24 protein-coding genes are annotated in these 23,964 nt (G+C 73.8%); 9 read left to right on the top strand and 15 right to left on the bottom strand.

The features are described from left to right. Positions 1 to 4: 4 nt before the first annotated feature. Positions 5 to 1,366, bottom strand: coding sequence for a chromate efflux transporter (chrA, locus tag ACFFJG_RS10740; protein ID WP_378518691.1), 1,362 nt, complete (start codon positions 1,364 to 1,366; stop codon positions 5 to 7). A 164-nt stretch (positions 1,367 to 1,530) separates the two neighbouring features. Between chrA and ACFFJG_RS10735 the strand changes: the two genes are divergently transcribed. From ACFFJG_RS10735 to ACFFJG_RS10725, 3 genes are all read left to right on the top strand, one after another. Then, positions 1,531 to 3,183: a methyl-accepting chemotaxis protein gene (locus tag ACFFJG_RS10735; RefSeq protein ID WP_378518690.1), complete on the top strand. Its 1,653-nt coding sequence runs from the start codon at positions 1,531 to 1,533 to the stop codon at positions 3,181 to 3,183. Positions 3,184 to 3,371: 188 nt separating this feature from the next. Then, positions 3,372 to 4,010: a TetR/AcrR family transcriptional regulator gene (locus ACFFJG_RS10730; RefSeq protein WP_378518689.1), complete on the top strand. Its 639-nt coding sequence runs from the start codon at positions 3,372 to 3,374 to the stop codon at positions 4,008 to 4,010. 54 nt (positions 4,011 to 4,064) lie between these two features. Then, positions 4,065 to 6,590 (top strand): MMPL family transporter, encoded by a 2,526-nt coding sequence (locus ACFFJG_RS10725; RefSeq protein ID WP_378518688.1) that lies wholly within the window; start codon positions 4,065 to 4,067, stop codon positions 6,588 to 6,590. 9 nt (positions 6,591 to 6,599) lie between these two features. Here the strand turns inward: ACFFJG_RS10725 and ACFFJG_RS10720 are convergent, their stop codons facing one another. Then, positions 6,600 to 8,495, bottom strand: a complete 1,896-nt coding sequence (locus ACFFJG_RS10720) for a YhgE/Pip family protein (protein ID WP_378518687.1) — start codon at positions 8,493 to 8,495, stop codon at positions 6,600 to 6,602. Next, positions 8,492 to 9,226, bottom strand: a complete 735-nt coding sequence (locus tag ACFFJG_RS10715; RefSeq protein WP_378518686.1) for a hypothetical protein — start codon at positions 9,224 to 9,226, stop codon at positions 8,492 to 8,494. The genes ACFFJG_RS10720 and ACFFJG_RS10715 overlap by 4 nt, the downstream gene beginning before the upstream one ends. A 192-nt stretch (positions 9,227 to 9,418) precedes the next feature. Between ACFFJG_RS10715 and ACFFJG_RS10710 the strand changes: the two genes are divergently transcribed. Beyond that, complete coding sequence (locus ACFFJG_RS10710; RefSeq protein ID WP_378519481.1) at positions 9,419 to 10,198, top strand: HAD-IIA family hydrolase; 780 nt, start codon at positions 9,419 to 9,421, stop codon at positions 10,196 to 10,198. 25 nt (positions 10,199 to 10,223) lie between these two features. Here the strand turns inward: ACFFJG_RS10710 and ACFFJG_RS10705 are convergent, their stop codons facing one another. The 3 genes from ACFFJG_RS10705 to ACFFJG_RS10695 all read right to left on the bottom strand — a co-directional run bounded on the left by ACFFJG_RS10705 (position 10,224) and on the right by ACFFJG_RS10695 (position 11,987). Next, positions 10,224 to 10,463 (bottom strand): hypothetical protein, encoded by a 240-nt coding sequence (locus ACFFJG_RS10705; protein ID WP_378518685.1) that lies wholly within the window; start codon positions 10,461 to 10,463, stop codon positions 10,224 to 10,226. A 179-nt stretch (positions 10,464 to 10,642) separates the two neighbouring features. After that, entirely contained in the window at positions 10,643 to 10,909 is a 267-nt protein-coding gene (locus ACFFJG_RS10700) for a GlsB/YeaQ/YmgE family stress response membrane protein (protein ID WP_378518684.1), read from the bottom strand. A gap of 175 nt (positions 10,910 to 11,084) precedes the next feature. After that, positions 11,085 to 11,987 (bottom strand): cation diffusion facilitator family transporter, encoded by a 903-nt coding sequence (locus ACFFJG_RS10695; RefSeq protein ID WP_378518683.1) that lies wholly within the window; start codon positions 11,985 to 11,987, stop codon positions 11,085 to 11,087. 72 nt (positions 11,988 to 12,059) lie between these two features. Here ACFFJG_RS10695 and ACFFJG_RS10690 point away from each other — a divergent pair, with 72 nt between their 5' ends. Next, the gene (locus ACFFJG_RS10690) at positions 12,060 to 13,322 is read left to right on the top strand and encodes an MFS transporter (RefSeq protein ID WP_378518682.1); all 1,263 of its coding nucleotides are present in this window, start codon (positions 12,060 to 12,062) and stop codon (positions 13,320 to 13,322) included. A 364-nt stretch (positions 13,323 to 13,686) separates the two neighbouring features. Here ACFFJG_RS10690 and ACFFJG_RS10685 read toward each other — a convergent pair whose 3' ends face one another. The 5 genes from ACFFJG_RS10685 to ACFFJG_RS10665 form a co-directional block, all read right to left on the bottom strand. Beyond that, complete coding sequence (locus ACFFJG_RS10685) at positions 13,687 to 14,697, bottom strand: aldo/keto reductase family protein (RefSeq protein ID WP_378518681.1); 1,011 nt, start codon at positions 14,695 to 14,697, stop codon at positions 13,687 to 13,689. Between the two features lie 11 nt (positions 14,698 to 14,708). Next, positions 14,709 to 15,353: a Pr6Pr family membrane protein gene (locus tag ACFFJG_RS10680; protein ID WP_378518680.1), complete on the bottom strand. Its 645-nt coding sequence runs from the start codon at positions 15,351 to 15,353 to the stop codon at positions 14,709 to 14,711. Positions 15,354 to 15,391: 38 nt separating this feature from the next. Further along, the gene (locus ACFFJG_RS10675; RefSeq protein ID WP_121142516.1) at positions 15,392 to 15,619 is read right to left on the bottom strand and encodes a biotin/lipoyl-binding carrier protein; all 228 of its coding nucleotides are present in this window, start codon (positions 15,617 to 15,619) and stop codon (positions 15,392 to 15,394) included. Positions 15,620 to 15,687: 68 nt separating this feature from the next. Beyond that, positions 15,688 to 16,947 carry a hypothetical protein gene (locus tag ACFFJG_RS10670; protein ID WP_378518679.1) on the bottom strand — a complete coding sequence of 420 codons (1,260 nt, stop codon included), beginning with the start codon at positions 16,945 to 16,947 and terminating at the stop codon, positions 15,688 to 15,690. Between the two features lie 11 nt (positions 16,948 to 16,958). Then, complete coding sequence (locus tag ACFFJG_RS10665) at positions 16,959 to 17,723, bottom strand: carbon-nitrogen hydrolase family protein (RefSeq protein WP_378518678.1); 765 nt, start codon at positions 17,721 to 17,723, stop codon at positions 16,959 to 16,961. Between the two features lie 37 nt (positions 17,724 to 17,760). On the opposite strand from ACFFJG_RS10665, the gene mobA reads away from it, so the two are divergent. The 4 genes from mobA to ACFFJG_RS10645 are packed head-to-tail and all read left to right on the top strand — an operon-like array spanning position 17,761 to position 20,393. Then, positions 17,761 to 18,366, top strand: a complete 606-nt coding sequence (gene mobA, locus ACFFJG_RS10660) for a molybdenum cofactor guanylyltransferase (protein WP_378518677.1) — start codon at positions 17,761 to 17,763, stop codon at positions 18,364 to 18,366. Positions 18,367 to 18,423: 57 nt separating this feature from the next. Continuing rightward, complete coding sequence (locus ACFFJG_RS10655; RefSeq protein WP_378518676.1) at positions 18,424 to 18,747, top strand: DUF6457 domain-containing protein; 324 nt, start codon at positions 18,424 to 18,426, stop codon at positions 18,745 to 18,747. A gap of 4 nt (positions 18,748 to 18,751) precedes the next feature. Further along, on the top strand, positions 18,752 to 19,720 hold the full coding sequence (locus ACFFJG_RS10650; RefSeq protein ID WP_378518675.1) for an NAD(P)H-quinone oxidoreductase: 969 nt from the start codon (positions 18,752 to 18,754) through the stop codon (positions 19,718 to 19,720). Between the two features lie 22 nt (positions 19,721 to 19,742). Beyond that, positions 19,743 to 20,393 (top strand): bacterial proteasome activator family protein, encoded by a 651-nt coding sequence (locus ACFFJG_RS10645; protein WP_378518674.1) that lies wholly within the window; start codon positions 19,743 to 19,745, stop codon positions 20,391 to 20,393. Positions 20,394 to 20,418: 25 nt separating this feature from the next. On the opposite strand, the gene ACFFJG_RS10640 is transcribed toward ACFFJG_RS10645, so the two are convergent. Genes ACFFJG_RS10640 through serS form a run of 4 tightly spaced genes read right to left on the bottom strand, consistent with a single transcriptional unit; the run spans position 20,419 to position 23,913 of the window. Beyond that, the gene (locus tag ACFFJG_RS10640; protein ID WP_378518673.1) at positions 20,419 to 20,994 is read right to left on the bottom strand and encodes a hypothetical protein; all 576 of its coding nucleotides are present in this window, start codon (positions 20,992 to 20,994) and stop codon (positions 20,419 to 20,421) included. A 10-nt stretch (positions 20,995 to 21,004) separates the two neighbouring features. Further along, positions 21,005 to 21,823, bottom strand: a complete 819-nt coding sequence (locus ACFFJG_RS10635; protein WP_378518672.1) for an HAD family hydrolase — start codon at positions 21,821 to 21,823, stop codon at positions 21,005 to 21,007. Further along, positions 21,816 to 22,655, bottom strand: coding sequence for an HAD family hydrolase (locus ACFFJG_RS10630; protein ID WP_378518671.1), 840 nt, complete (start codon positions 22,653 to 22,655; stop codon positions 21,816 to 21,818). The genes ACFFJG_RS10635 and ACFFJG_RS10630 overlap by 8 nt, the downstream gene beginning before the upstream one ends. Then, entirely contained in the window at positions 22,648 to 23,913 is a 1,266-nt protein-coding gene (gene serS, locus ACFFJG_RS10625) for a serine--tRNA ligase (protein ID WP_378518670.1), read from the bottom strand. Before serS ends, ACFFJG_RS10630 begins: the two co-directional genes overlap by 8 nt. Positions 23,914 to 23,964: the final 51 nt, after the last annotated feature.

The following is a 23,964-nucleotide window of genomic DNA, read 5'->3' as shown; positions in this document are numbered from 1 at the left end:
GCCGTCAGGCGGCCTGCGCGAGCCCGAGCACGATGCCCGCGAGGGCGCACGCCCCGAGCACGCGCAGCACCGACCAGCCGCGCCAGAACACCAGCGCGGCCCCGAGCACCGCGATCGCGACCGCGTCCCACTGCACCGAGGACAGCACCGGGTACGCCGCGTCGAGCGGTCCTGTGGTGAGCCGCGCCTCCTCGCCGAAGAGCGTGTGCACCGCGAAGAACACCGCGAGGCTCGCGATCACCCCGACGACCGCCGCGGTGATGCCGGCCAGCGCCGCGGCGAGGTCGCGGTTGCCGCGCAGTCGCTCGACGTACGGCGCGCCGAGCAGGATGAAGAGGAAGCACGGCACGAAGGTCACCCAGGTCGTCAGGAGCGCCGCGAGGACCGCGGCCACCCACGGGTCGAGCGCACCGGGCGCGCGATAGGCGCCGACGAAGGCCACGAACTGCACGACCATCACCAGCGGCCCCGGCGTCGTCTCGGCCAGGGCCAGCCCGCGCACCATCTCCCCCGGGGCCAGCCAGTGGAAGACCTCCACGGCCTGCTGGGCGACGTAGGCCAGGACGGCGTAGGCACCCCCGAAGGTGACGACCGCGGCGCCGGAGAAGAACAGCCCCTGGTCCACGTAGATGCTGCTGCGCCCGAACGCGAGCGCGGCGACGGCGACCGGCGCCGCCCAGAGCAGGAGCCCGACCGCCAGGACGAGGGTCGTACGCCGTCGGGACGGGGGCTCGGCGTGCAGCGCGTCGTCGGGCACCAGCGGAGGTGGCCCGTCGTCGACCGCGGCCCGCGCAGGCGCGGTGAGCGTCGGGATCCGGCGCCCGAGCAGCCACCCGGCGAGGGCGGAGATCGCGACGACGGCCGGGAACGGCACCCCGAAGAAGGTCAGCGCCACGAAGGACGCGACCGCGAGCACGACGAGAGCGGGATGGCCCAGGCCCTTGCGGCCCACCCGGACGACGGCCTGCAGCACGATCGCGACCACGGCGGGCGCCAGGCCCAGGAACAGCGACTCGACGAGGGTCGTGTCGCCGAACGCGACGTAGATGCCGGAGAGCGCGAGCAGCGCGACGACGCCCGGCAGGATGAAGAGGATCCCGGCCACGAGCGCGCCCCGCACGCCGTTGAGCAGCCAGCCGACGTAGGTCGCGAGCTGCTGGGCCTCGGGCCCGGGCAGGAGCGTGCAGTAGGACAGCGCGAACAGGAACCGCTGCTGGCCGATCCAGCGCTGCTCCTCGACCAGCGTGCGCTGCATGACCGCGATCTGCCCCGCCGGGCCGCCGAAGGTCTGCAGCGAGATCGCGAACCAGGTCCGCGCGGCGGTGCGGAGCGGGATGACGTCGCGGGACCGGTCGACCGAGGGCACGGAGGAACCGAACACGGCCTCGCGTCGCGCGGTCAAGCCCGTGGCCGCCCCACCCTGGCGGCGTACGACATCCCCGGCGGCCCGCACGATGTCGTCTGCCGCCACCCTCGAGCGGCACACCTCGCGACGCCGTACCCCTCAGGGTGGGGCGGACCGTGCCGATCATGAGTGAGTCGCGCCACACGCGCGACGCGCACCACGAGCGCGCCGTCGCGCGGTGCGCGCAGACACGGCGAGGGACGTGCGGGATGAAGATGAACTGGACCATCGGTCGCAGGATCGCGGTGATCACCGCGGTGGGGTTGGCCTCGACGGCCACGGTCGCAGGCGTGGCCTGGACCTCGGCCCGTGGGGTCGAGTCCGATGCGGGCGTCGCCCGCAACCACAACGCGGCCCTGTCGGACTACAAGTCGCTCGACACCCGGGCGAGCGAGCTCAAGGTGACCGCCCTGAAGGCGCTCGCCGGCGGTGACCCCGCGGCGCTGCGCGGCGACGTCGACGAGGACACCGGCACGGTCGCCTCGCTGGTCGCCGACCTGCGCAGCCTCGACCTCGACCCCGACGACGAGGCCCGGGTCGACGAGGTGGAGGCGGCGTTCGGCGACTACACGACCACCATCGGGTCGATCGTCGACTCCGCTGGTGGCGAGGACGCGGCGGCACGGGTCGCTGGCATCGAGGCGGTCCAGGCAGCGAACGACACCACCGACGCGATCCTCTCCGACACCCTCGACAGCATCAGCGGCGACGCCAAGGCGGCCTCCTCCGCGTTGATCGCCACGTCCCACCGCATGCGCACGGTGGTCCTCCTCGTCGCGCTGCTGGGACTCGTCGTGCTCAGCGCGCTCGCGTGGGTGATCACCCGCAGCCTCGTCGGCCCGATGCGGCAGGCGATCGCCGCGCTCCAGGAGTTCGCGAGGGGCGACCTGACGCAGCGCGTGCCCGAGACCGCGACCGGGTGCACCGGCAACCTCCAGAAGGCGGTCAACGAGTCGATCGCCTCGGTGAAGGGCATCGTGGAGACCGTCGGCGGCTCCGCCACCGCCGTGGCCGCCGCCACCGAGCAGCTGTCGACGGCCAGCCACCAGATCGCGGCCGGCGCCGAGGAGACCAGCGTGCAGGCCGGCGTGGTCTCGGGTGCCGCCTCCGAGGTCTCGCGCAACGTCGCGACCGTCGCCGCCGGCTCGGACGAGATGGGCTCGGCGATCCGCGAGATCGCGCACTCCGCCAACGAGGCCGCCCGCGTCGCCGCCCAGGCCGTGACGATGGTCGACACCACCAACGACACGATCGCCAAGCTGGGCCTGTCCAGCCAGGAGATCGGCGCCGTCGTCAAGACGATCACCTCGATCGCGGAGCAGACCAACCTGCTCGCCCTCAACGCGACCATCGAGGCCGCCCGCGCCGGCGAGGCCGGCAAGGGCTTCGCCGTGGTCGCCAACGAGGTCAAGGAGCTCGCGCAGGAGACCGCCCGGGCCACCGACGACATCGCCCAGCGCGTGCAGGCCATCCAGGCCGACACCTCAGGGGCCGTCGTCGCGATCCGCGAGATCGGCGAGATCGTCACCACGATCAACGACCACCAGAACACGATCGCCGCGGCCGTCGAGCAGCAGACCGCGACGACCCAGGAGATGAGCCGCAACGTGGGCGAGGCGTCGACCGGCACCGGCGAGATCGCCAGCAACATCTCCGGCGTCTCCGCGGCCGCCGACAGCACCACGGCGGCGGTCAACCAGACCCTGTCCGCGATCAGCGAGCTCGTCGCCATGGCCGCGGGCCTCACCACCGAGGTCGGCCGCTTCCGCACCGCCTGACGAAGCCTCCGTACGGAACGACCTGCAGCCGCCCGGCTGCAGGTCGTTCCTGTGTCGGGCCCTCCCCGCGGGGGTAGTCCAGTGGCACAACGTCGCGGAAGGGCCCGAACGACAGCGTTCTGCCACTGGACTACCCGGAAAGGGCGGGCGACGAACGCCGCTTTTGCACTGAGTGCAACACTGGAGCGGTGACCCTGACCAGCACCCGCGAGCAGCGCCGCCGCGCGATCCTCGACGCGGCCCGCACGCTGGCGACCGAGCACGGAGCCGACGGCTTCACGGTCGACCAGGTCGCCGCGCTCGCGGGGGTCTCCCGGCGCACGGTCTTCAACCACGTCGCCGGCATCGACCAGCTGCTGGTGGCGGTCTGCGAGCAGATCCTGGCCGAGGTCACGTCCGACCTGCTCGACGCGGTCGACCGCGACACCGTCGACCTCCCGGCGGGCGAGCCCGGGTCGCGGGCCGCCCTGGCCGCCGTGTGCGAGTCCGCCCGCGGCGTCGACCTCGCCACCGCCGTCGCCACCATCGCCCGCGTGCTGGGCGGTCCCGGCGAGGCCGACGAGCGCACCGACGCCATCTCCCGGACCGCGCTCGAGCACGTCGGCGTACGCCTGCGCGAGCGGCTGCACGACCGCGCGCCCGCGCTGGACCCGCTCGACCTCGAGCTCACGCTGGTGCTGCTGACCAACGGGCTCGCCGCGATCGCCGCGCTCTGGATCTGCGACCACCCCGACCTGACCCCCGACGTGGCGCCCGACGCCCGCGCCGACTGGGACCGGCTCCTCGACCGCCTGCTGCTGCGCCTGCAGCACGGCTACGCCGGCTGACCAGCGCCCACCCGCTCCCCTCCCGACTCCGCACCGCCACCTGAAAGGCCCGACATGGCCGAGCTCCTCTACCGCCTCGGACGCTTCGCCGCGCGCCGCCACTGGACCGTCATCGGGGCGTGGCTGGTCGTGCTCGCGATCACCGCGGCGACGTACGCCGCCTTCGCCGGCACGCTGTCCAGCTCGATCACACTGCCCGACACCCCGACGACGCGCGTCTCGGCCCAGCTCGAGCGCGACTTCGAGGGCACCGGCGGCGGCAACGGCGCGATCGTCGTCGAGACCACCGACGGCGAGGCCTTCACCGACACGCAGCGGCGCGAGGTCGGCGACCTCCTCGACGAGGTGGCGGAGGTCGACCAGGTCACCGAGGTGAGCAACCCGTTCACCACCCAGGACCAGCTCGACGCCTCGGCCCGTAAGGTCGCCGACGGCCAGCAGCAGCTCAACGACGGGCTGCGCAAGCTCAGCGCCGCCCAAGGGCAGGTCGACGCCGGGCGTGCGGCCGTCGAGGCCCAGCGCGAGCAGGCCCGGCAGGACGGCACCCTGGCCGCGGTGCGGGGCGCGCTCGCGGACGCCGAGGCACAGCTCGACGCCGGGCAGGCCCGCATCGACCGCAACCGCGCGAAGATCGAGGAGCAGGAGCCTGCGCTCCAGCAGGGCCTGACCCTCTCGCAGCTCTCCTCGGGCTTCCGGACCGTCTCGGAGGACGGCAGCGCCGCGGTGGCCAACGTGACCTTCGACGTCTCCATCAACGAGGTCAGCCTCGAGGCCAAGTCCGCGATCGAGGACCTGGTCACCGACGCCGACATCGACGGCGTCGCGCTCCACCCCTCGCAGGACATCGCGCAGACCGTGCCGTCGATCCTCGGTCCGGGCGAGGTGGCGGGCGTCGTGGTCGCGGCGATCGTGCTCTTCGTGATGCTCGGGACCGTCCTGGGCGCCGCGCTCCCCCTCGTCACCGCGCTGCTCGGCGTCGGCGTCGCCTCGCTCGCGTCGCTGTCGCTCTCCGGCGTCTTCGACTTCGTCTCCGTCACGCCGGTCCTCGGAGTGATGCTCGGCCTCGCCGTCGGCATCGACTACTCCCTCTTCATCATCAACCGGCACCGCCGCCAGCTGAAGCAGGGCGCCGACCTCCACGAGTCGATCGGGCTGGCCAACGGCACGTCCGGCAACGCCGTCGTCTTCGCCGGCGTGACCGTCATCGTGGCGCTGCTCGCGCTCAACGTGACCGGGGTGCCGTTCCTCGGCCTGATGGGCACCGTCGGCGCGGTCGCCGTGCTGGTCGCGATCCTCATGGCGGTCTCGCTGACCCCCGCCGTCCTGTCGCTGGTCGGACGACGCATCCTCGGCCGCCGCGAGCGCGCCCGGCTCGGCGCCGGGGAGCACGCCGCCGACCCCACCGCCGTCACCGCGCGCGACACCCCGATGTCCAACCGCCGCGCGCTCACGGTCCTCGGCGTCGGTGTGGTGGCCCTGCTGGCCGTGGCTGCACCAGCGACGCAGATGCGCCTCGGGCTGCCCGACGGCTCCACCCAGCCGCCGGACTCCGCGGCCTACCGGGCCTACGAGGTCCAGGCCGACAAGCTCGGCGAGGGCTCCAACGGCCCGCTGCTCGTGGTCGCCGACCTGCCGGAGCCGGTCGCCGCGGACGGCGAGGTGGCCGAGCAGGCGCAGATCGCCGAGCAGATCGGCCGGACCTGGAGCGTCGACGCGGTCGTGCCGATCGGTGTGTCGAAGGACCGCACCGCCCTGGCCTTCCAGGTCGTCCCCGACGGGTCTCCGTCGAGCGAGTCGACCGCCGAGCTCGTGCAGAACCTGCGCACCCTCGAGCCCACCACCACCTCGGGCGAGCGGGCCACCCTCGGCGTCGCGGGCAACGCCAGCGCCGGCATCGACATCTCCGACAAGCTCGCCTCGGTGCTCCCCGTCTACCTCGTCCTGGTCGTCGGGCTGTCGCTGCTGATCCTGGTGCTGGTGTTCCGCTCGATCCTGGTGCCGCTGACCGCGACGCTCGGCTTCGTGCTGTCGCTGCTCGCGGCCTTCGGCGGCATCACCGCGATCTTCCAGCTCGGCTTCCTCGGCGACCTGTTCGGCGTGCACGCCCCCGGCCCGGTCCTGAGCTTCCTGCCGATCATCGCCACCGGCATCCTCTTCGGGCTCGCCATGGACTACCAGCTGTTCCTGGTCTCCGGGATGCGCGAGGCGTACGCCCACGGGGCACCGGCGCGCGTCGCGGTGCAGCACGGCCTCCACGCCGGCCGCTCCGTCGTCACCGCCGCGGCGATCATCATGATCTCCGTCTTCGCGGGCTTCGTGTTCTCCCACGACGCGACCATCAAGCCGATCGGCTTCGGGCTGGCGTTCGGCGTGCTGCTCGACGCGTTCGTGGTGAGGATGCTGCTCATCCCGGCCGCGATGCACCTCCTCGGCGAGGCGGCGTGGTGGCTGCCGAGGTGGCTCGACCGGATCCTGCCCGACGTGGACGTCGAGGGTGCCGGGCTCGAGCGCAGCCACCCCGTGCAGGACGACCACACGGCCGACGACACGGTGCCCGGGCGCCACGCGGCCCAGGCCTGACGGGCTGCCTCACATCTGGAGCTCGGGACTCACCGTCTTGAGCGACCAGACCCGCTGCCGCCTGGCCGCGACCGTCGTGGCGGTGAGCGCCACCGCGAGCCAGGCGAGCAGCACCAGCACGTCGGAGAGCACCCGCACGTCGGGGCCGCCGTAGACCAGCTGCCGCAGGCCGTCGACGGCGTACGACATCGGCAGCACGTGGTGGAGCGGGTGCAGCGCCGGCGGCAGCGTCTGCCACGGGAAGGTGCCACCGGCGGTGATCAGCTGGAGCACCATCAGCACCAGCCCGATGAACTGCCCCGCCTTGCCGAACCAGGTCGCGAGCGCGTGCACCATCGCGACGAAGACCGCCGAGGTCAGCACGAGGAACGCCAGCGCACCCGGGATGTTCGCCGGGACGATCTCGAGGACGCCGAACACGATCGTGGACATCACGACCATCTGCACGGCCCCGAGCAGCACCGGCGCCAGCCAGCCGCCGAGCGCGACGCGCAGCGGGTGCTGGTCGCCGGCCAGGGCGCGCGGCGACAGCGGGCGCACCAGCAGGAAGAGGACGTAGCCACCGATCCAGGCGGCCAGGCTGAGGAAGAACGGCGCGAGCCCGGCGCCGTAGGTCCCGGCGGTCGCGTCGGAGCGCGAGTCGACCCGCACCGGGTCACCGATCACGTCGGCGAGGCGCTCACGGGTGGTGCCGTCGACGTCGGGCACCTGCTCGACGCCCTTCTCCAGGCCGCGCTGGAGGCGCGACGCGCCCCGGTCGAGCTTCTCCAGCCCGGCACCGAGCTCGTCGGCGCCACCGGAGAGCCGCTCGGCGCCGTCGCGCAGCCGGCCCGCGCCGTCGCGCGCCTGCCCGATGCCGTCGACGAGGTCGGGGACCGCTGCGGCGAGCGCCTCGTTGCCGTCGGCGACCCGGTCGGCGCCGGTGGCGAGCCGGTCGAGCTGGGAGGAGGTGCGCCGCACGGTGGCGGTGCCGTCGGCGACCGCGGCGCCGAGGTCGTCGAAGACCGCGAGCACGGCCTGCCGCTGCTGGGCGGTGAGGCCCTGCTGGCGCATCCGCTCCACCAGCTCGCGCCGGCGCTCGGCCCGGGCCCGGTCGATCCGGGTCGCGGCGGCCGCCGCCTGGTCGCCGAGCCCGGCGATGCGCTGGTTGGCCCGCGCCACCTGGCGCGCGCCCGTCGCCAGGCGCCGTGTCTGGCCGGGCAGGGAGGACGTCCTGTCGGCGAGGGTGCCGAGCCCGCCGGCGAGCTCGTCGGCGCCACCCTCGAGCCGGTCGGCACCGTCGGCGAGGCTCGCCGCGCCGTCACGGGCGTCGCCGAGGCCGTCGCCCAGCCTCCCGGCGCCGTCGGCGGCCGAGGCGAGCTGGCTGCGGATGTCGGCGAAGCCGGTGAGGAACGTCGTCGCGGCCTCCGCGCCGACCTGGCTGGCGAGCGCGTCGCGCACCCGGTCGGTCACCGTGCCGGCGATGGTCGTCGAGAGGTAGGAGTTGGCGTCGTTGGTCAGCAGCGCCAGCCGCGCGCGCTGGGGGTCGAGGTCGGCGTTGCTGGCGAGGGAGGCGGAGAAGCCCTTCGGGACGTGGAGCGCGAAGTCGTAGGTGCCGTCCTGCACGCCCTCCTCGGCGTCGGCGAGGCTGACCTCGCGCCAGTCGAAGTCGCCGCGGTCGAGCAGGTCGTCGGCCACCTGGCGGCCGGCGTCGAGGCGGGTGCCGTCGGGCAGCACGGCCCCGGCGTCCTCGACCACGATCGCGGCCGGCACCTGGTCGAGGTTGCCGTAGGGGTCGTAGTTGGCCCACAGGTAGAGCCCCGCGTACATCGTCGGGACCAGCACGAGGGCGACCACGGCGATGCGAGGCAGCCGCCCGGCAGTGATGCGGCGCAGCTCGTTGAGCGCCATCCGGAACCCGGTCATGACAAGACCTCCTCGGTCTGCGCCGACCGCGTCGGCTGGTCGTGGCCCGGCCCGATGGGCGCGGTCCGGTCGGCGCGTCCGGCGACGTGGGAGGCGGCGGTCGGGCTGGCGGTCACCAGCACGCCCGGCCCGTCGGCGGCGGCGTCGGCCACGACCTGCCACCAGCCCGCCGGCAGCGCGCCGTGGCGCTCGGGCAGCGCGAGCACGAGGAACCGCGGCGAGCGCAGCAGCGCCAGCCGGGTCATCAGGGCGACCCGGGCGGCCGGCTCGAGGTCGCCGAGCTGCGCGTCGGCGGCGACCTCCGGCGCCGCCTCGGCGAGCCAGGCGGCGACGTCGCGCGACCACGCCCGGCGCCCGGCCATGGCGAGGTCCTCCCCCACCACCGCGCGCACCGGCAGCACCGGCTCGGGCGCGGTCACGCCGACCACGTCGACGAGCGCGACCTCGCGCTGCAGCCGACGCGCGTCGGCGACGCCGTCGACCAGGACCTCGCCCTCCACGCCGGCCAGCCGTCCGGCGACCGCGAGCGCGAGCAGCGCGTGCCGGTCGTCGGGGTCGCCCACCGCGAGGGTGACCTCGCCCTCGACCACCTCCAGGCTGGTCGCCGGCAGCAGCCACGCGCGCCGGCGGCGGATCGCGACGGCGCGTGCCTCGATCCGGGCCGGCTCGGGGGCCGGCTCCGGGGCCGGCCGGTCCGGCTCCTGCTCGGCGGGGGTCTGCTCGGTGTCCACGGCGCTCCTGCTCTGGTCGTGCTGGTCCCACGGTGTCGGGTGGCGACCTGACCACCCTGTCCCTCCGGGGTCCGCGGCACCAGTTCCCGCCCCCGTCCGGCGGTGGGACGCTGCTCACGTCGGAGCGGGCCGGCGGGATGGGACGATGGGTCGGTGAGCGAACCCCGACCCGTGCACACCTGGCTGACCGACATGGACGGCGTCCTCGTCCGCGAGGAGGACCCGATCCCGGGCGCGAAGGAGTTCATCGCCGCGCTGCGCGAGGCCGACGTGCCGTTCCTGGTGCTGACCAACAACTCGATCTTCACCCCGCGCGACCTGCGGGTGCGCCTGCTGCGCAGCAGCGGCATCGACGTCCCCGAGCAGTCGATCTGGACCTCGGCGCTGGCGACGGCGCAGTTCCTCGACGACCAGCGACCGGGCGGGTCGGCGTACGTCGTCGGCGAGACCGGGCTCACCGCCGCCGTCCACGACATCGGCTACGTGATGACCGACCAGGACCCCGACTACGTCGTGCTCGGTGAGACCCGCACCTACTCGTTCGAGGCGATCACGCGCGCGATCCGGCTGATCAACGACGGCGCGCGCTTCATCGCCACCAACCCCGACCCCAGCGGTCCCAGCGCGCAGGGGATGCTGCCGGCGACCGGGTCGGTGGCGGCGCTGATCAGCACCGCGACGGGACGCCAGCCGTACTTCATCGGCAAGCCCAACCCGCTGATGATGCGCAGCGCCCTCAACCGGCTGGAGGCGCACTCCGAGACGACCGTGATGATCGGTGACCGGATGGACACCGACATCATCAGCGGCCTCGAGGCCGGCATGCGCACGATCCTGGTCGCGACGGGCGCCACCGAGCGGCACCAGGTGCAGGAGTTCCCCTACCGGCCGACGCGGGTCGTCGACTCGATCGCCGACGTGGTCGCGATGGTCACCGCGATGGAGCTCCCCGAGGACGACGACGCCATCTGACGTCGTCGTCCCTGCGGCGGAGGGGTCAGGCGGCCCGGCCCGGGACCAGCCGGCGGACCAGCGTGCGCAGCGCGCTCTGCGGGCGCTGACGCTCCAGCGGCAGCAGGTGGGTGAGGCCCTCGCGCTCGGCCATCAGCCGGATCGCGTCGTCCTCGTAGGCCTGGGCCAGGTCGTGCGCACCGGCCACGTCGTCGCGGGCCACGGCCTCGTCGATGCGTCCGGCGTAGTGGTCGTGGAGCTCGTTGAGCTCGTCGATGAGTCGCATGTCATCTCCTCGGATAGGACTCTTCCCCTCCAGTCTGACGACCTCTTTGGAACGATCCAATTCCGCGACGCTGTGATCTCGCTCGCCCCGGGAACGACACCGCCGCCCCGGCTCCGGCCTGGGCGGCGGAGCGGGGGCGGCGGGACGGGGCGGCGCGGGCGCCGCTCGTCAGGCGCAGGTCAGACGTGGGCCTTGTTGCGGCCGGAGAGGCCCTCGGCGACGCCGATCAGCAGCACGGCGGCGATGATCGCGACGATCGCGCCGAGGATGTTGAGCTCGAAGATGTCACCGGTGCCGAGGGCGCTGGCGACGATGCCGCCGATGAGCGAGCCCACGACGCCCAGGAGCAGCGTCGCGAGGATGCTCAGGTTCTGCTTGCCGGGCTTGATGAGACGGGCGATCGCTCCGACGACCAGCCCGAAGACGAGAAAACCGATGATGGCCATGTGAGTGCTCCTGTGGCTCGGGTGGACGCGGGACGGCATGTCCCACGTCGACGACAGTAGTCCGGACCGCCGGCGCGGCGCCGGATCCGCACGCCCGCACGGGCGGGACGTGTGACCCAGATCGTCCGTACGCCGCCTCGCGCTCACCCCCTCGGGCGTGGGCGCGGCCCTCGGCCTACCAGGACGCGGCGTGGCACTCCCGTGCCTTGCTGGCCTCCACCTGGAGGGTCGCGTGGTCGATGCCGTGCCCCTCGCGAAGGGCCGCCTGAGTTCCGGTGAGCACCGCCTGGGGATCGGCGCCCACCCGGACGACGACGTGGGCGGTGGCGACGTTCATCCCCGACGTGAGGGTCCAGGCGTGCAGGTCGTGCACCTCGGCCACCCCCGGCACCGCCTCGAGGTCGCGCACGACGGCGTCGAGGTCGAGTCCTTGGGGTGCGTGCTGGCCAAGGACGGCCAGCACCTCCCGACCGAGCAGGACCGCGCGCACCGCGACGAAGACGCCGATCCCGACGGCCACCACCGTGTCCCACACCGGCGCGCCCGTGGCGCGGACCAGCACGCCGGCCACCAGCACGCCGACGCTCCCGGCGGCGTCGGCCACCACCTCGAGGTAGGCGCCATTGACGTTGATCGACTCCTGGGCGCCACCGCGCAGCAGGAGCAGGCAGACCAGGTTGACCAGCAGGCCGATCGCGCCCACCACCAGCATCGGGCCCGCGGCGACCTCCACCTCGTCACCGGCGCGGCGGACCGCCTCCACGACGACGTAGGCCGAGACCCCGAGCATCACCAGCACGGTGAAGCCGGAGGCGAAGACCTCCGCGCGGTAGGAGCCGTAGGTGCGGCGGCCCGTGCCGTCGGGCCGGGTGGCGATCTTGGTGGCGACCAGCGCCGCGCCGAGCGCCACCACGTCGGCGGCCATGTGGCCCGCGTCGGAGATCAGCGCCAGCGACCCGCTGGCCAGCCCGACCGCCAGCTCGACGACGAAGAACGCCGCGACCAGCCCGAACGAGACCGCCAGCCGCCAGCGGTGGCGACTGCCCGCGTGGCCGCCGTGTCCGTGGCCTGCACCCATGGGCTCGATGCTAGCGGCGGCGTGGGCCGACCGGTTTCGGCGCACCCGGTGGCGTGACCTAGCCTGCGGGACGTGGAGAGGCGACTGCTAGCAGACACCCGCCCGCTCGCGAACCCCCACTTCCGCCGCCTCTGGCTGGCCAACATCGTCACCGTCGTCGGCGCGCAGCTGACCGTCGTGGCGGTGCCGGCCCAGATCTACGCGATCACCGGGTCGTCGGCCTACGTCGGCCTCACCGGTGTCTTCGGCCTCGTGCCGCTCGTGGTCTTCGGGCTGTGGGGCGGCGCGCTGGCCGACGTGTTCGACCGGCGGACCCTGCTGATGATCACCACCACCGGGCTCATCGCCACCAGCGCCTGCTTCTGGCTCCAGGCCGCGTTCGGCGGGGCCGACGTGTGGCTCCTGCTGTCGCTGTTCGCGGTGCAGCAGGCGTTCTTCGCCGTCAACCAGCCCACCCGCTCCGCGCTGCTGCCGCGGCTGCTGCCCGCCGAGCTCCTCCCGGCCGCGAACTCGCTCACCATGACCGTCATGCAGGCCGGCGGCATCGCCGGCCCGCTCGTCGGTGGCGCGCTGATCCCGCTGGTCGGCTTCTCCTGGCTCTACCTGCTCGACACGATCACGCTCTTCGCGACCCTCTTCGCGGTCGTCGGGCTGCCTGCGCTGCCGGTGATCGGTGCGACCGTCACGCCCGGCATCGGCGCCGTCGTCGACGGCTTCCGCTACCTCCGCGCGCAGCCGGTGCTGATGATGTCCTTCGTCGTCGACATCATCGCGATGGTCTTCGGCATGCCCCGCGCGCTCTTCCCCGAGATGGCCCACGTCGACTTCGGCGGCCCGAGCGAGGGCGGCCTGGCCTTCGCGCTGCTCTTCGCCGCCATCCCGGCCGGCGCCGTCGTCGGCGGGGTGCTGTCGGGCTGGGTCTCCCGCGTGGAGCGGCAGGGCGTGGCGGTGATCGCGGCGATCATCGTGTGGGGCCTGGCGATGGTCGGCTTCGGCGTCGCCGCGATGCTCGCCCCCCACCTGCCCGGCATGCTCGGCCTCGCCGTGCTCATGCTCGCGATCGGGGGTGCCGCCGACATGGCGTCGGCCGCCTTCCGCACCTCGATGCTCCAGGCCGCGGCCGACGACTCGGTCCGCGGCCGCCTCCAGGGCATCTTCATCGTCGTCGTCGCCGGCGGCCCCCGCATCGCCGACGTCGCCCACGGCGCCACCGCCGCTGCCACCGGCGCCGCCGTCGCCGCTGCCGGCGGAGGCGTGCTGGTGGTCGTCTTCACCGTCCTCGCCGCCCTCGCCGTCCCGGCCTTCGTCCGCTACCGGGTGACGCGCGCCGCCTGAGGCTGGCGTACGCGCCACGCCTGTCGCCAGCAGTAGCTAGGGACGTTCTGGTGGGCGAAACCGGTCCCGGACCCGCCAGAACGTCCCTAGCTATCGCGCCGACGGCGTACAGCTCGCCACGCCGCCGCTGCTTCACCATGGGATGTCGGCGAGGTCGCACTTCCCTCATGAAGGAGCGTGAGGGGAGTGCAGCACGTCCCGGCATCCCATGGTGGAGCAACACGAGGCAGGGACTGCCGAACGGCAGTGGGCCTGAGGAGTCCCAAAAGGGGCATCGCGGAGGATCCGAGCCACCTGGTGACCCGGATCTTCCACGATCAGGCCGAAGTCCCCGGACATCCGGGGACTTCGGGGGCGGCCAGCCTCAGGCCACCCGACCCTTGGGCGCGTTCTCGGCGGTCATCGCGGGGTCGCGGACGACGACCGAGCCGAGGGCCTCGTCGATGCGCTTCATCACGTCGTCGTCGAGCTTCACGCCGGCGGCCTTGACGTTGTCGGAGACCTGCTCGGGACGCGAGGCCCCGACGAGGGCGGCGGCGACGTTGTCGTTCTGCAGCACCCAGGCGACGGCAAGCTGGGCCATCGTCAGGCCGCAGTCGGCGGCGATCGGCTCGAGGCCCTGGACGGCGGTGAGGACGTCGTCGTTCATGAACCGCTTGATCATGTCGGCGCCGCCCTTCTCGTCGGCGGCGCGCGAGCCGGCCGGCGGCTCGGCGCCCGGCTTGTACTTTCCGGTCAGCACGCCCTGGGCGATCGGGCTCCACACGATCTGGGAGACGCCGACCTCGCGGGAGGCGGGGACGACCTCGTCCTCGATGACGCGCCACAGCATCGAGTACTGCGGCTGGCTGGAGATCAGCTGGAAGCCGAGCTCCTTGGCCATGGCGGCGCCGGCGCGGATCTGGTCGGCGGTCCACTCGCTGACGCCGATGTAGAGGGCCTTGCCCTGGCGCACGACGTCGGCGAAGGCCTGCATGGTCTCCTCGAGCGGCGTCTCGGTGTCGTAGCGGTGGGCCTGGTAGAGGTCGACGTAGTCGGTCTGCAGCCGCTCCAGCGAGCCGTTGATCGACTCCATGATGTGCTTGCGGGACAGGCCGGTGTCGTTCTTCCCGCCGGGGCCGGTGGGCCAGTAGACCTTGGTGAAGATCTCCAGCGACTCGCGCCGCTCTCCCTTGAGGGCCTCGCCGAGGACGGTCTCCGCCTTGGTGTTGGCGTAGACGTCGGCGGTGTCGAAGGTGGAGATCCCCTCGTCGAGCGCGGCGCGCACGCACTGCGTCGCGACGTCGTTCTCGACCTGGGAGCCGTGGGTGAGCCAGTTGCCGTAGGTGATCTCGGAGATCTTGAGACCGCTGTTGCCGAGGTATCGGAATTCCATGGTTCCCGACCCTAGCGAGGAGCGGGTCGCAGCTTCCCGTCCAGAAAGGTGAAGAGCGCGAACAGCGCCACGAACAGCACCGTGATGCCCGCGCACGTGACGGCGACCGCGCCCCAGTCGTTCTCGTCGGCGTCCAGGAACGGGTACGGCACCCAGCCGTCGACCTGCCCCACGACCAGGGTCCACGCGGTCCACGCGACCGGCCAGACCAGCCCGTACGCCGCCTCCCGCACGCTCGCGCGCGGTCGCGGGCCGGCGACTGCCCACGCCGCGACCGCGAGCACCGGCACCACCACGTGCAGCAGCTTGTCGGTGGCCCAGCTGGCGCCGTCGAGGTCGAGCAGCGGGCGCAGCAGGAAGAAGTGCACCAGCCCGGTGACGGTGATCCCGACGAGCCCCGCGAGCCGCGCCACCCGCCAGGCCGTGCGGTCGAGAGCCGGGGTCCGCGCGAGCGCCGTGGCAGTGATCGCCACCAGCAGGTTGCTCTGGATCGTGAAGTAGGCGAAGAAGCGGTAGATGCGGGCGCCCAGCCCCGGCGGGTCCTCCTCGACGAGCACCGCCTCGCCGGTGAGGACGAGCGCCAGCTGCCACAACACGGCGAACCAGGTCACCCCGGCCACCACCACGTGGATCCTGCGGGCGCGCTCCGGAGTCATGGCGAGAGCGTAGGGGTCCCGCGTCGTGGCGGGGAGCCTCAGTCGAGGACGACCAGGACGTCGCCGTCCTGCACCACGTCGCCGACGGTGACCTTGACCGCGGTGACGGTGCCGGCGCGCTCGGCCAGCATCGGGATCTCCATCTTCATCGACTCCAGCAGCACGACGGTGTCGCCGGCCTCGACGCTGTCGCCCTCGGCGACCTCGATCGTCAGCACGTTGGCGACCAGCTCGGACACGATCTCGAGCGACTTGCTGCGGGCCATGGACCCGACGCTAGCGGTTACCCGGGCGTACGCCGGGATCGGCCCCGGCGACCGCTGCCGCGGAGGGCTCAGAGCTCGGCGAAGCGCCGGGGCTCGGGGCGGTGCGGACCGGCCTCCTCGGCGCGCCGGCCGCCGCGGCCCTTGGGCCCGGTCAGCGCGAGGTCGACGCGGATGACGAGGTAGCCGACGACGAGGCCGAGCACGAGGGAGTACACCACCCGCAGCGCCGCCTCCAGGAACGAGCCGTCCGGCGGCACGAGCACGGTCGCCATGGGCACGGTCGCGGCCACGCCGAAGGCGCACACCCACCAGCCCTGACGGCGGCGGGCGCGCAGGTGCGTGCCCCAGACCAGGGCCGGGACGCCGAGCAGGACGACGAGCGGGCGCGGGAACGCCCCGATCCGGTCGGCGGTCGCCTCGGCGAAGTCGAGCACCGACGACACGAACGTCTGGGCGCCGTAGCGGCGCAGCAGCTCGGCGTAGGCCAGCGTCACCACCAGCACGACGAGTCCCCCGGCGACGACGATGACGCCGCGGCGGCCCAGGCCGTGGAGGCCGGCGCCGAGGCGGTAGACGATGGTGAACAGCAGGCCGAGAGCCAGCACGAGCGCCGCGAACTGGAACCGCTCGGTGCCGACGGTGGGCTCGAAGCCGACGACGGCGAGGGCGGTGGCGACGGCCACCACGGTCGCGACGAGGACCTCCCGCACCGCCTTCCACCACGTCACCGCCGGGATGGTGATCATCACCGCGTAGACGCTGCCGACCACGCAGGTCATCACGGCCGCACCGGTCGGGAGCACGCGGCCGCCGACCAGCACGCTGGCGGTGCCGAGCGCGAGGGCGAGGCCGGCGGAGACGAGTGCCCGCCCGGCCGTGCGGGTGGCCAGCAGCCACGACAGCGCGGTGGCGACGGCCACCGCACCGGCGCCGTCGAGCCAGCCGGGGGCCGAGGACAGGGCGTTGTCGCTGGTGCCGGTGGAGAGCGAGCCGCTCACCGCGCACCACAGGAGCGCGAGGGTGCCGAGGCCCAGCAGGCCGAGCCAGAGGGCGACGAGCTGCATCCGCGGGCCGTCGTCGGGCAGCACCGGGCCGCCGATGATCGGGGCGGGCGTGGCGACGGGCTCACCGGACGGCACCGCGGCGGGCGGCACCTCGACGGGCTCGGTCGCGACCGGCCGCACCTGCTCGGCGGGCGCGGTCGCCACCTCCGGGGCGGGTGCCGGCGGGGCCGGCCTCCGGGCGCGGCGCCACCGCGAGGGCGGGCGCTCGGCCGCGCGCTTGCCGCGGGACGAGCCGCGCGAGCCGCCGGAGGTGGGGGAAGACACGTCGGACGAGGTTACAGCCGGCGGTTGGCCAGCGAGGGATTGGTACGACGGGCCGCGACGAGGTCGTCGCGCTCCAGGGTGACGTCGAGCACGGCCTCCGCACCGCCGGCGGCGGCGAGCTCGTCGCCCAGCGGGCCGAGGACGGCGGAGTGCCCGACGTAGCGCGGCTCCGGCTGGCCTGCACCGACGACGAAGCAGGTGTTCTCGATGGCCCGGGCAGCCAGGAGCGTGCGCCAGTGGCCGACCTTGCGGTCGCCCGGCAGCCAGGCCGCCGGCACGACCAGCACCTCGGCGCCCGCGTCCACGAGCATCCGGGACAGCTCGGGGAAGCGGAGGTCGTAGCAGGTCATCAGGCCGACCTTCCAGCCCGCGACGTCGACCACGACCGGCTGCACGGCGCCCCCGCTGAGCCGGTCGGACTCGCGGTAGCCGAAGGAGTCGTAGAGGTGGATCTTGCGGTACGAGCCCCCCTCGCCCCCGCCGACGGTCAGGGTGTTGAACGGGCGGGCGGGGTCGCCCGACACCTCGAACATGCCAGCAACCACCGTGCAGGACGCGGCGCCCGCGACCCGGTCGACCTCGCTCGCGAACGGACCGTCGAGCGTCTCGGCGAACGCGCTCACGTCGGAGCCCGCCTGCCCGAAGTCGCGCGCGAAGGCCTCGGGCAGCACCACCAGGTCGGCCCCCGGGCCGATGCCGGCCAGCCGGGCCCGGTTGGCGGCGGGGTCGAGCCCGCTCGCCCACTGCAGGACGCGCACGCGCAGCTGGTCGCTCATGGGTCCAGCGTGCCAGTCCTGCGGGCAGGATGGGGGCATGGGAGAGGGCCGGGGCGGGGGCATGGCCGAGGACGACCGGGGCGGGGGCTTCTGCGCGGTCGTGCTGGCCGGCGGCACCGCGGCCCGCCTGGGCGGCGTCGACAAGGCGGCGATCGAGCTGGGCGGGCGGACGCTGCTCGCGCTGGCGCTCGACGCGCTCGTCGACGCCGACGAGGTGGTGGTCGTGGCGCCCGAGCCGGTGCCGACCTCGCGGCCGGTGACGTTCGTGTGCGAGGACCCACCGCGGGGTGGACCGGTCGCCGGGCTGCTCACCGGCGTGGACGCGCTGCTGCGCCGCCCCTCGCTCCTCGGCGTGCTCGCGGTCGACATGCCGCGCACGACGCCGCGCACGTTCCGGCGGCTCCGCTCCGCCGCGGCCGGCCACGACGGTGCCTTCCTGCACGGCCCCGACGGCCGCCGCCAGCTCGCGGGCGTGCTGGACGCCGCGCGGCTCGCCTCGGTGACCCCCGGCCTGGAGGGCCGGCACGGCATGGCGCTCCACCGCCTGCTCGCCCCCCTGCTTCTCGCCGAGGTCGCGGCCGAGGGCGACGAGGCGTCCGACGTCGACTCGTGGGCCGACCTGCGCGACCTCGCGGAGCAGTAGCCGGCCCGCTCCGGGGGTCCCTTGCCCGGCGCCGACCCGGTGGGGGAGATTGGACCCGTGAACCTCCACGACTGGATCGACGAGCTCAGCGACGCGCTCGACGTCGACACCGAGGTCGACGAGGGCCTCGTCCTCGACCTCGCCCGCACGGCGTCGCAGAACGTGCAGAAGACGGCCGCGCCGATCACGGCGTACCTCCTCGGCTTCGCCGCAGGTGCTGCGGACGCCGCTCCCGACCAGGTGGAGCGCCTCGCCGCCCGCGCCCAGGCCCTGGCCGAGAGCTGGGACAAGCCGGCCGACGCCCACGACCCGGACGACGTCGACGACGACGTGCCCGACGACTCGGTCGTCGACCACACCGACGACGAGTACGAGGACTGAGCCGGTGCGCGCCGTCGTCGCCGCCGGCACCGGCGGCCCCGAGGTCCTGTCCGTCGGTGAGGTCGCCGACCCGACGCCCGGCCCGGGCGAGGTGGTCGTCGACGTCGTCGCCACCGCGGTCAACCGCGCCGACACCCTGCAGCGGCAGGGCTTCTACCCGCCGCCCCCCGGCGCCTCCGAGGTCATCGGTCTCGAGTGCAGCGGCCGCGTCTCCGCCCTCGGCGAGGGCGTCGAGGGGTGGTCGGTCGGCGACGAGGTGTGCGCGCTGCTCGCCGGCGGCGGGTACGCCGAGCGGGTCGCGGTCCCGGTCGGCCAGGTCATGCCCGTGCCGTCCGGCGTCTCGCTGGTCGAGGCCGCGGCACTGCCCGAGGTCGCGGCGACCGTGTGGTCCAACGTCTTCATGACCGCCCACCTCGCCAAGGGCGAGCGCTTCCTCGTGCACGGCGGCGCCGGCGGCATCGGCACCATGGCGATCCAGCTCGCGGCCGCCCGCGGCGCGGAGGTCTACGCCACCGGCGGGTCGCCCGAGAAGCTCGAGCTGTGCCGCACGCTCGGCGCCACCCGCGCGATCAGCTATCGCGACGAGGACTTCGTCGAGGTGCTGGAGGAGGCCGGCGGCGCCGACGTCGTGCTCGACAACATGGGCGCGAAGTACCTCGGGCGCAACGTCGCCGCGCTCGCCACGGGCGGTCGGCTGGTGATCATCGGCATGCAGGGCGGCGCGAAGGGCGAGCTCGACATCAACGCCCTGCTCCGCAAGCGCGCCTCGGTCACCGCCACCTCGCTGCGCGCCCGGCCGCGGGACGAGAAGGCCGCGATCTGCTGCGGCGTGGTCGAGAACGTGTGGCCGCTCGTCTCCTCGGGCCAGGTCCGTCCGATCGTGGAGAACACGATGCCGCTCGAGGACGTCGCGAGGGCGCACGCACTGATGGACGAGGGCGGGCACAGCGGGAAGATCGTGCTGACCCTCTGAGGTGCCCGGCTAGGGTCGTGGCATGACCGAGCAGCAGCCCTCAGCCCCCACCGCCGGTGACGGCGAGGACCAGGTCGTGGTCCTCGGTCCCGACGGCCAGCCCATCGGCACCATCCCCGCGAGCGCGCTCCCCGCGATGGCGCAGGCGGCCGGTGACGACGGCCGCGAGGCCGGGGAGGACGGCGAGCATGGTGAGCGCCACGTCACCGAGCTGGTCGAGCAGCCGGCGAAGGTCATGCGCATCGGCAGCATGATCCGCCAGCTCCTCGAGGAGGTGAAGGCCGCGCCCCTCGACGAGGCCAGCCGCCAGCGGCTCAAGGAGATCCACGCCGCCTCCATCAAGGAGCTCGAGTCGGGCCTGGCGCCGGAGCTGGTCGAGGAGCTCGAGCGCCTCTCGTTGCCCTTCACCGAGGGGAGCACCCCGTCCGACGGCGAGCTCCGCATCGCCCAGGCCCAGCTCGTCGGCTGGCTGGAGGGCCTCTTCCACGGCATCCAGACCGCGATCTACGCCCAGCAGATGGTCTCCCGCGCCCAGCTCGAGCAGATGCGCCGGGCCCTGCCCCCGGGCGCGGGGCACGCGCCCCAGCAGCCCGTCGGGATGCCCAACATGGCCGCGCCCGGCGGCGACGACGACGGCGACGGCACCGGCGGCACGGGCGGCATGTACCTCTGAGCCCGCCGGCCGCGGACCGGTCGGCTCAGCGCCGCGAGAGACGGCGTACGACGACGAGGCCGAGGAGGCCGACGAGCGCGGCCGCCGCACCGGGCGCGGCCATCCGGGCGAAGCGCGCCGGGGGCGCGTCCTCGACCAGCGTGCGCACGGCCTGCGGCGGGGGCGGCGGCTCCACGGCCGCGCCCTCGCCGAGCAGCTTCTCGACCTTCTCGACCTTCGTCGGGTTGGCCACCGAGGTGCCGCCGCAGCTGTCGGCCCGGTAGGGCGAGGCGGTGCCGGCGGCCATCCAGACGTAGGTCTGGCCGACCTGCAGGGCACCGAGGCCGCACGCGTCCTTGCCGCCCGGTGACTCCACCATCGTCGAGCGCTCGGGCTCGCCCTTGAAGCTGCGCGAGGCGGTGATCGTGTAGGTGTGCCCGCCACCCGACGTGGTGCCGACAGCGTCGATGCTGCCGATGAAGACGGCGTCGGCCTTCCGCACCTGCTGTGCGAGCTGTCCCTGCTTGCAGGTGCACGCGGCCGACGCGGGGGCGGACACCGCCAGCACCAGGCCGGTGCACGCGACGAGCAGCGCGGCGACCACGCGGAGGGCTCGGGACATGGGCCTCACCCTAACGACGCAGGTCGAACAGGTCGGCGAGCACCACCGCGACGCCGTCCGCGTCGTTGCCGGGCGCGCGGTGGTCGGCGAGCTCGAGGACCGACGGGTGCGCCTGCGCCATGGCGTAGGACGTCCCGGCCCACTCCAGCATCGGCAGGTCGTTGGGCATGTCGCCGAACGCGACGACGTCGTGCGCCGCGACGCCCATCTCCGCAGCCAGCGTGGCCAGCGTCGTGGCCTTGGTGACGCCGGGCGCGCTGATCTCGACGAGCGCGAACGACGACGACCAGGTGGTGACCACGCGGTCGCCGACGGCCGCCTCCACCCGCTGCCAGAAGTCCTCGGGGTCGAGGTCGGGGTGCACCGCGAGCACCTTCACCACGTCGTCGCGGTAGATCTCGGCCCACGGCCCCTGCGTGCGCCCGGCCACGTCGTCGGGGTGGCCGGGGAAGTCGGCCTCGCTGGACCAGCCGCCGGTGTGCTCGAGGGCGAACGTCGTCCCGGGCACGGCCTCGCGCACCGCGTCGGCCAGCCCCAGGCCCACCTCGCGGGCGACCGGCCGGTGCTCGCGGACCTCGCGGCGGGCGACGTCGTAGACCACCGCGCCGTTGCTGCAGATCGCCAGCCCGTGGCCGCCGACGGCGTCCCAGAGCTCCTCCATCCACCGCACCGGCCGGCCCGTGGTGAACACGACCGGTACGCCGAGGTCGTCGAGCTCGTCGAGCACCGCCCGGGTGCGGTCGGTGACGCGTCCCTGCGGGTCGAGCAGCGTGCCGTCGAGGTCGGTGGCGACCAGGCGCGGGCGCGCCGCCGCACCCACCTCAGGCACCCGCGGGCGGGAACCAGCGCGAGATCTCGACCGCGGCGCCGTGCTCGACCACCGGGTCGGTCACGAAGTCGGCGGCGGCCTTCACCTCGTCGACCGCCTGGCCCATGGCCACGCCGCGGCCGGCCCAGGTGAGCATCTCGATGTCGTTGCGGCCGTCGCCGATGGCGAGCACGTCGGCGGCGGTGAGGCCGAGCTGGGCGCACACGTGCTCGAGACCGGACGCCTTGGAGACCCCGACCGGCGACAGGTCGAGCCAGGCCGTCCAGCCGACGACGTAGTCGGTGCCGTGCAGCCCGAGGCGGGCGCCGAGCTCGACGAAGTCCTGGGCCGTGGCCTCGGGGTCGCGGATGATCACGCGGCTGACCGGCTCGCCGACGATGTCGTCGACCTCGGTGATGATCTGCTCGCCGGAGATCTCGCCCTCGGGGAAGACGCGGTTGACGCGGTAGCCGCCGACCTCGCGCTCCTCGACGGCGACCAGGGCGTTCGGGTGGTGCTCCAGCACGGCGGCCACCGCGGGGGCGGCGTCGAAGGTCTCCTCGTGGACGACCTCCATCGGCGGGTAGCGGAAGACGACCGCACCGTTGGAGGCCACCACCCAGAGCCGGTCGGAGCCGTCACGCGGGAGGTCGAGCAGGTCGGCGATCCGGGTCATGCCGTGCGGCGAGCGGCCGCTGGCCAGCACGACGTGGGCACCGGCGTCGAGCACGCGGTGCACCGCGTCGTACACCGGCGCGGTGATGGTCTCGTACTCCTCGGTCTGCCCGTCGACCCACGCCAGCAGGGTGCCGTCGATGTCGAGCGCGACGAGCTTCGGTGCCCAGTCAGACAAGGGGCTTCAGCACTTCCAGACCGCCCATGTAGGGGCGGAGCGCCTGCGGGACCGTGACCGAGCCGTCGGCGTTCTGGTGCGTCTCGAGGATCGCGACGATCGCCCGGGTGACCGCCGTGAGCGTGCCGTTGAGGGTGGCGACCGGCGTGGTCTGGCCGTCCGCGCGGGTTCGGATGTCGAGGCGCCGGGCCTGGAACTCGGTGCAGTTGGAGGTCGAGGTGAGCTCGCCCCAGCCCTGCCGGGTCGGGATCCACGCCTCGCAGTCGAACTTGCGGGTCGCGCTCAGGCCGAGGTCGCCGGCCGCCGTGTCGATGACGCGGTAGCAGAGCTCGAGCTTGTCGAGGAACTCCTTCTCCCACGCCAGCAGCCGCTGGTGCTCGGCCCAGGACTCCTCGAGCGTGGTGTAGACGAACATCTCGACCTTGTCGAACCAGTGCACCCGCCAGATCCCCCGGGTGTCCTTTCCGTGGCTGCCGGCCTCCTTGCGGAAGCACGGGCTGAAGGCGGCGTAGCGCAGCGGGAGGGACGCGGGGTCGAGGATCTCGTCGGAGTGGTAGGCCGCCATGGGGACCTCGGAGGTGCCGACGAGGTAGAGGTCCTCGCCCTCGATGCGGTAGACGTCGTCGGCGGCCTGGCCCAGGAAGCCCGTGCCCTCCATCGCGCGCGGGCGCACCAGCGACGGCGCGGCGGTCTGGACGAAGCCCGCCGCCCGCGCCTGGTCCATCGCCATGTTGACCAGCGCGAGCTGGAGCTGGGCACCGACCCCGGTGAGGAAGTAGAACCGCGAGCCCGACACCTTGGCGCCGCGCTCGAGGTCGAAGGCGCCGAGCAGCTGGCCGAGCTCGACGTGGTCGCGGGGCTCGAAGTCGAACTCGCGCGGCGTGCCGACCTGCTCGATGACGGTGTAGTCGTCCTCGAGCCCGGCCGGCGCCGCGTCGTCGGCGATGTTGGGGATCGCCCGGATGGCCTCGTCCCAGGCAGCCTCCGCGGCGTTGCGGGCGGCCTCGGCCTCCTTCACGCTCGCGGCGAGCTCCTTGACCTGCGCGAGCAGGGCCTGCTTCTCCTCGCCCTGCGCCCGGGCGACGAGCGCGCCGCTGGCCTTCTGCTCGGCGCGCTTGGCCTCGAAGTCGGCGATCGCCTGCCGGCGAGCGGAGTCGGCGGCCAGCGCCCGGTCGACCACGTCGTCGGACAGCCGGCGCTTGGCCTGGGCGGCACGCACGCGGTCGGGATCGTCACGGAGCAGGCGAGGGTCGATCACGAGGGGAAGGCTATCCGCAGGGGCGTGGGGTGCCGAAACGGGTTTGGGCAT

Source organism: Nocardioides zeicaulis (assembly GCF_042432345.1).
Lineage (GTDB): Bacteria > Actinomycetota > Actinomycetes > Propionibacteriales > Nocardioidaceae > Nocardioides > Nocardioides zeicaulis.
Note: the sequence above shows the minus strand (reverse complement) of the source record. Positions and strands in the feature narration are given on the sequence as shown.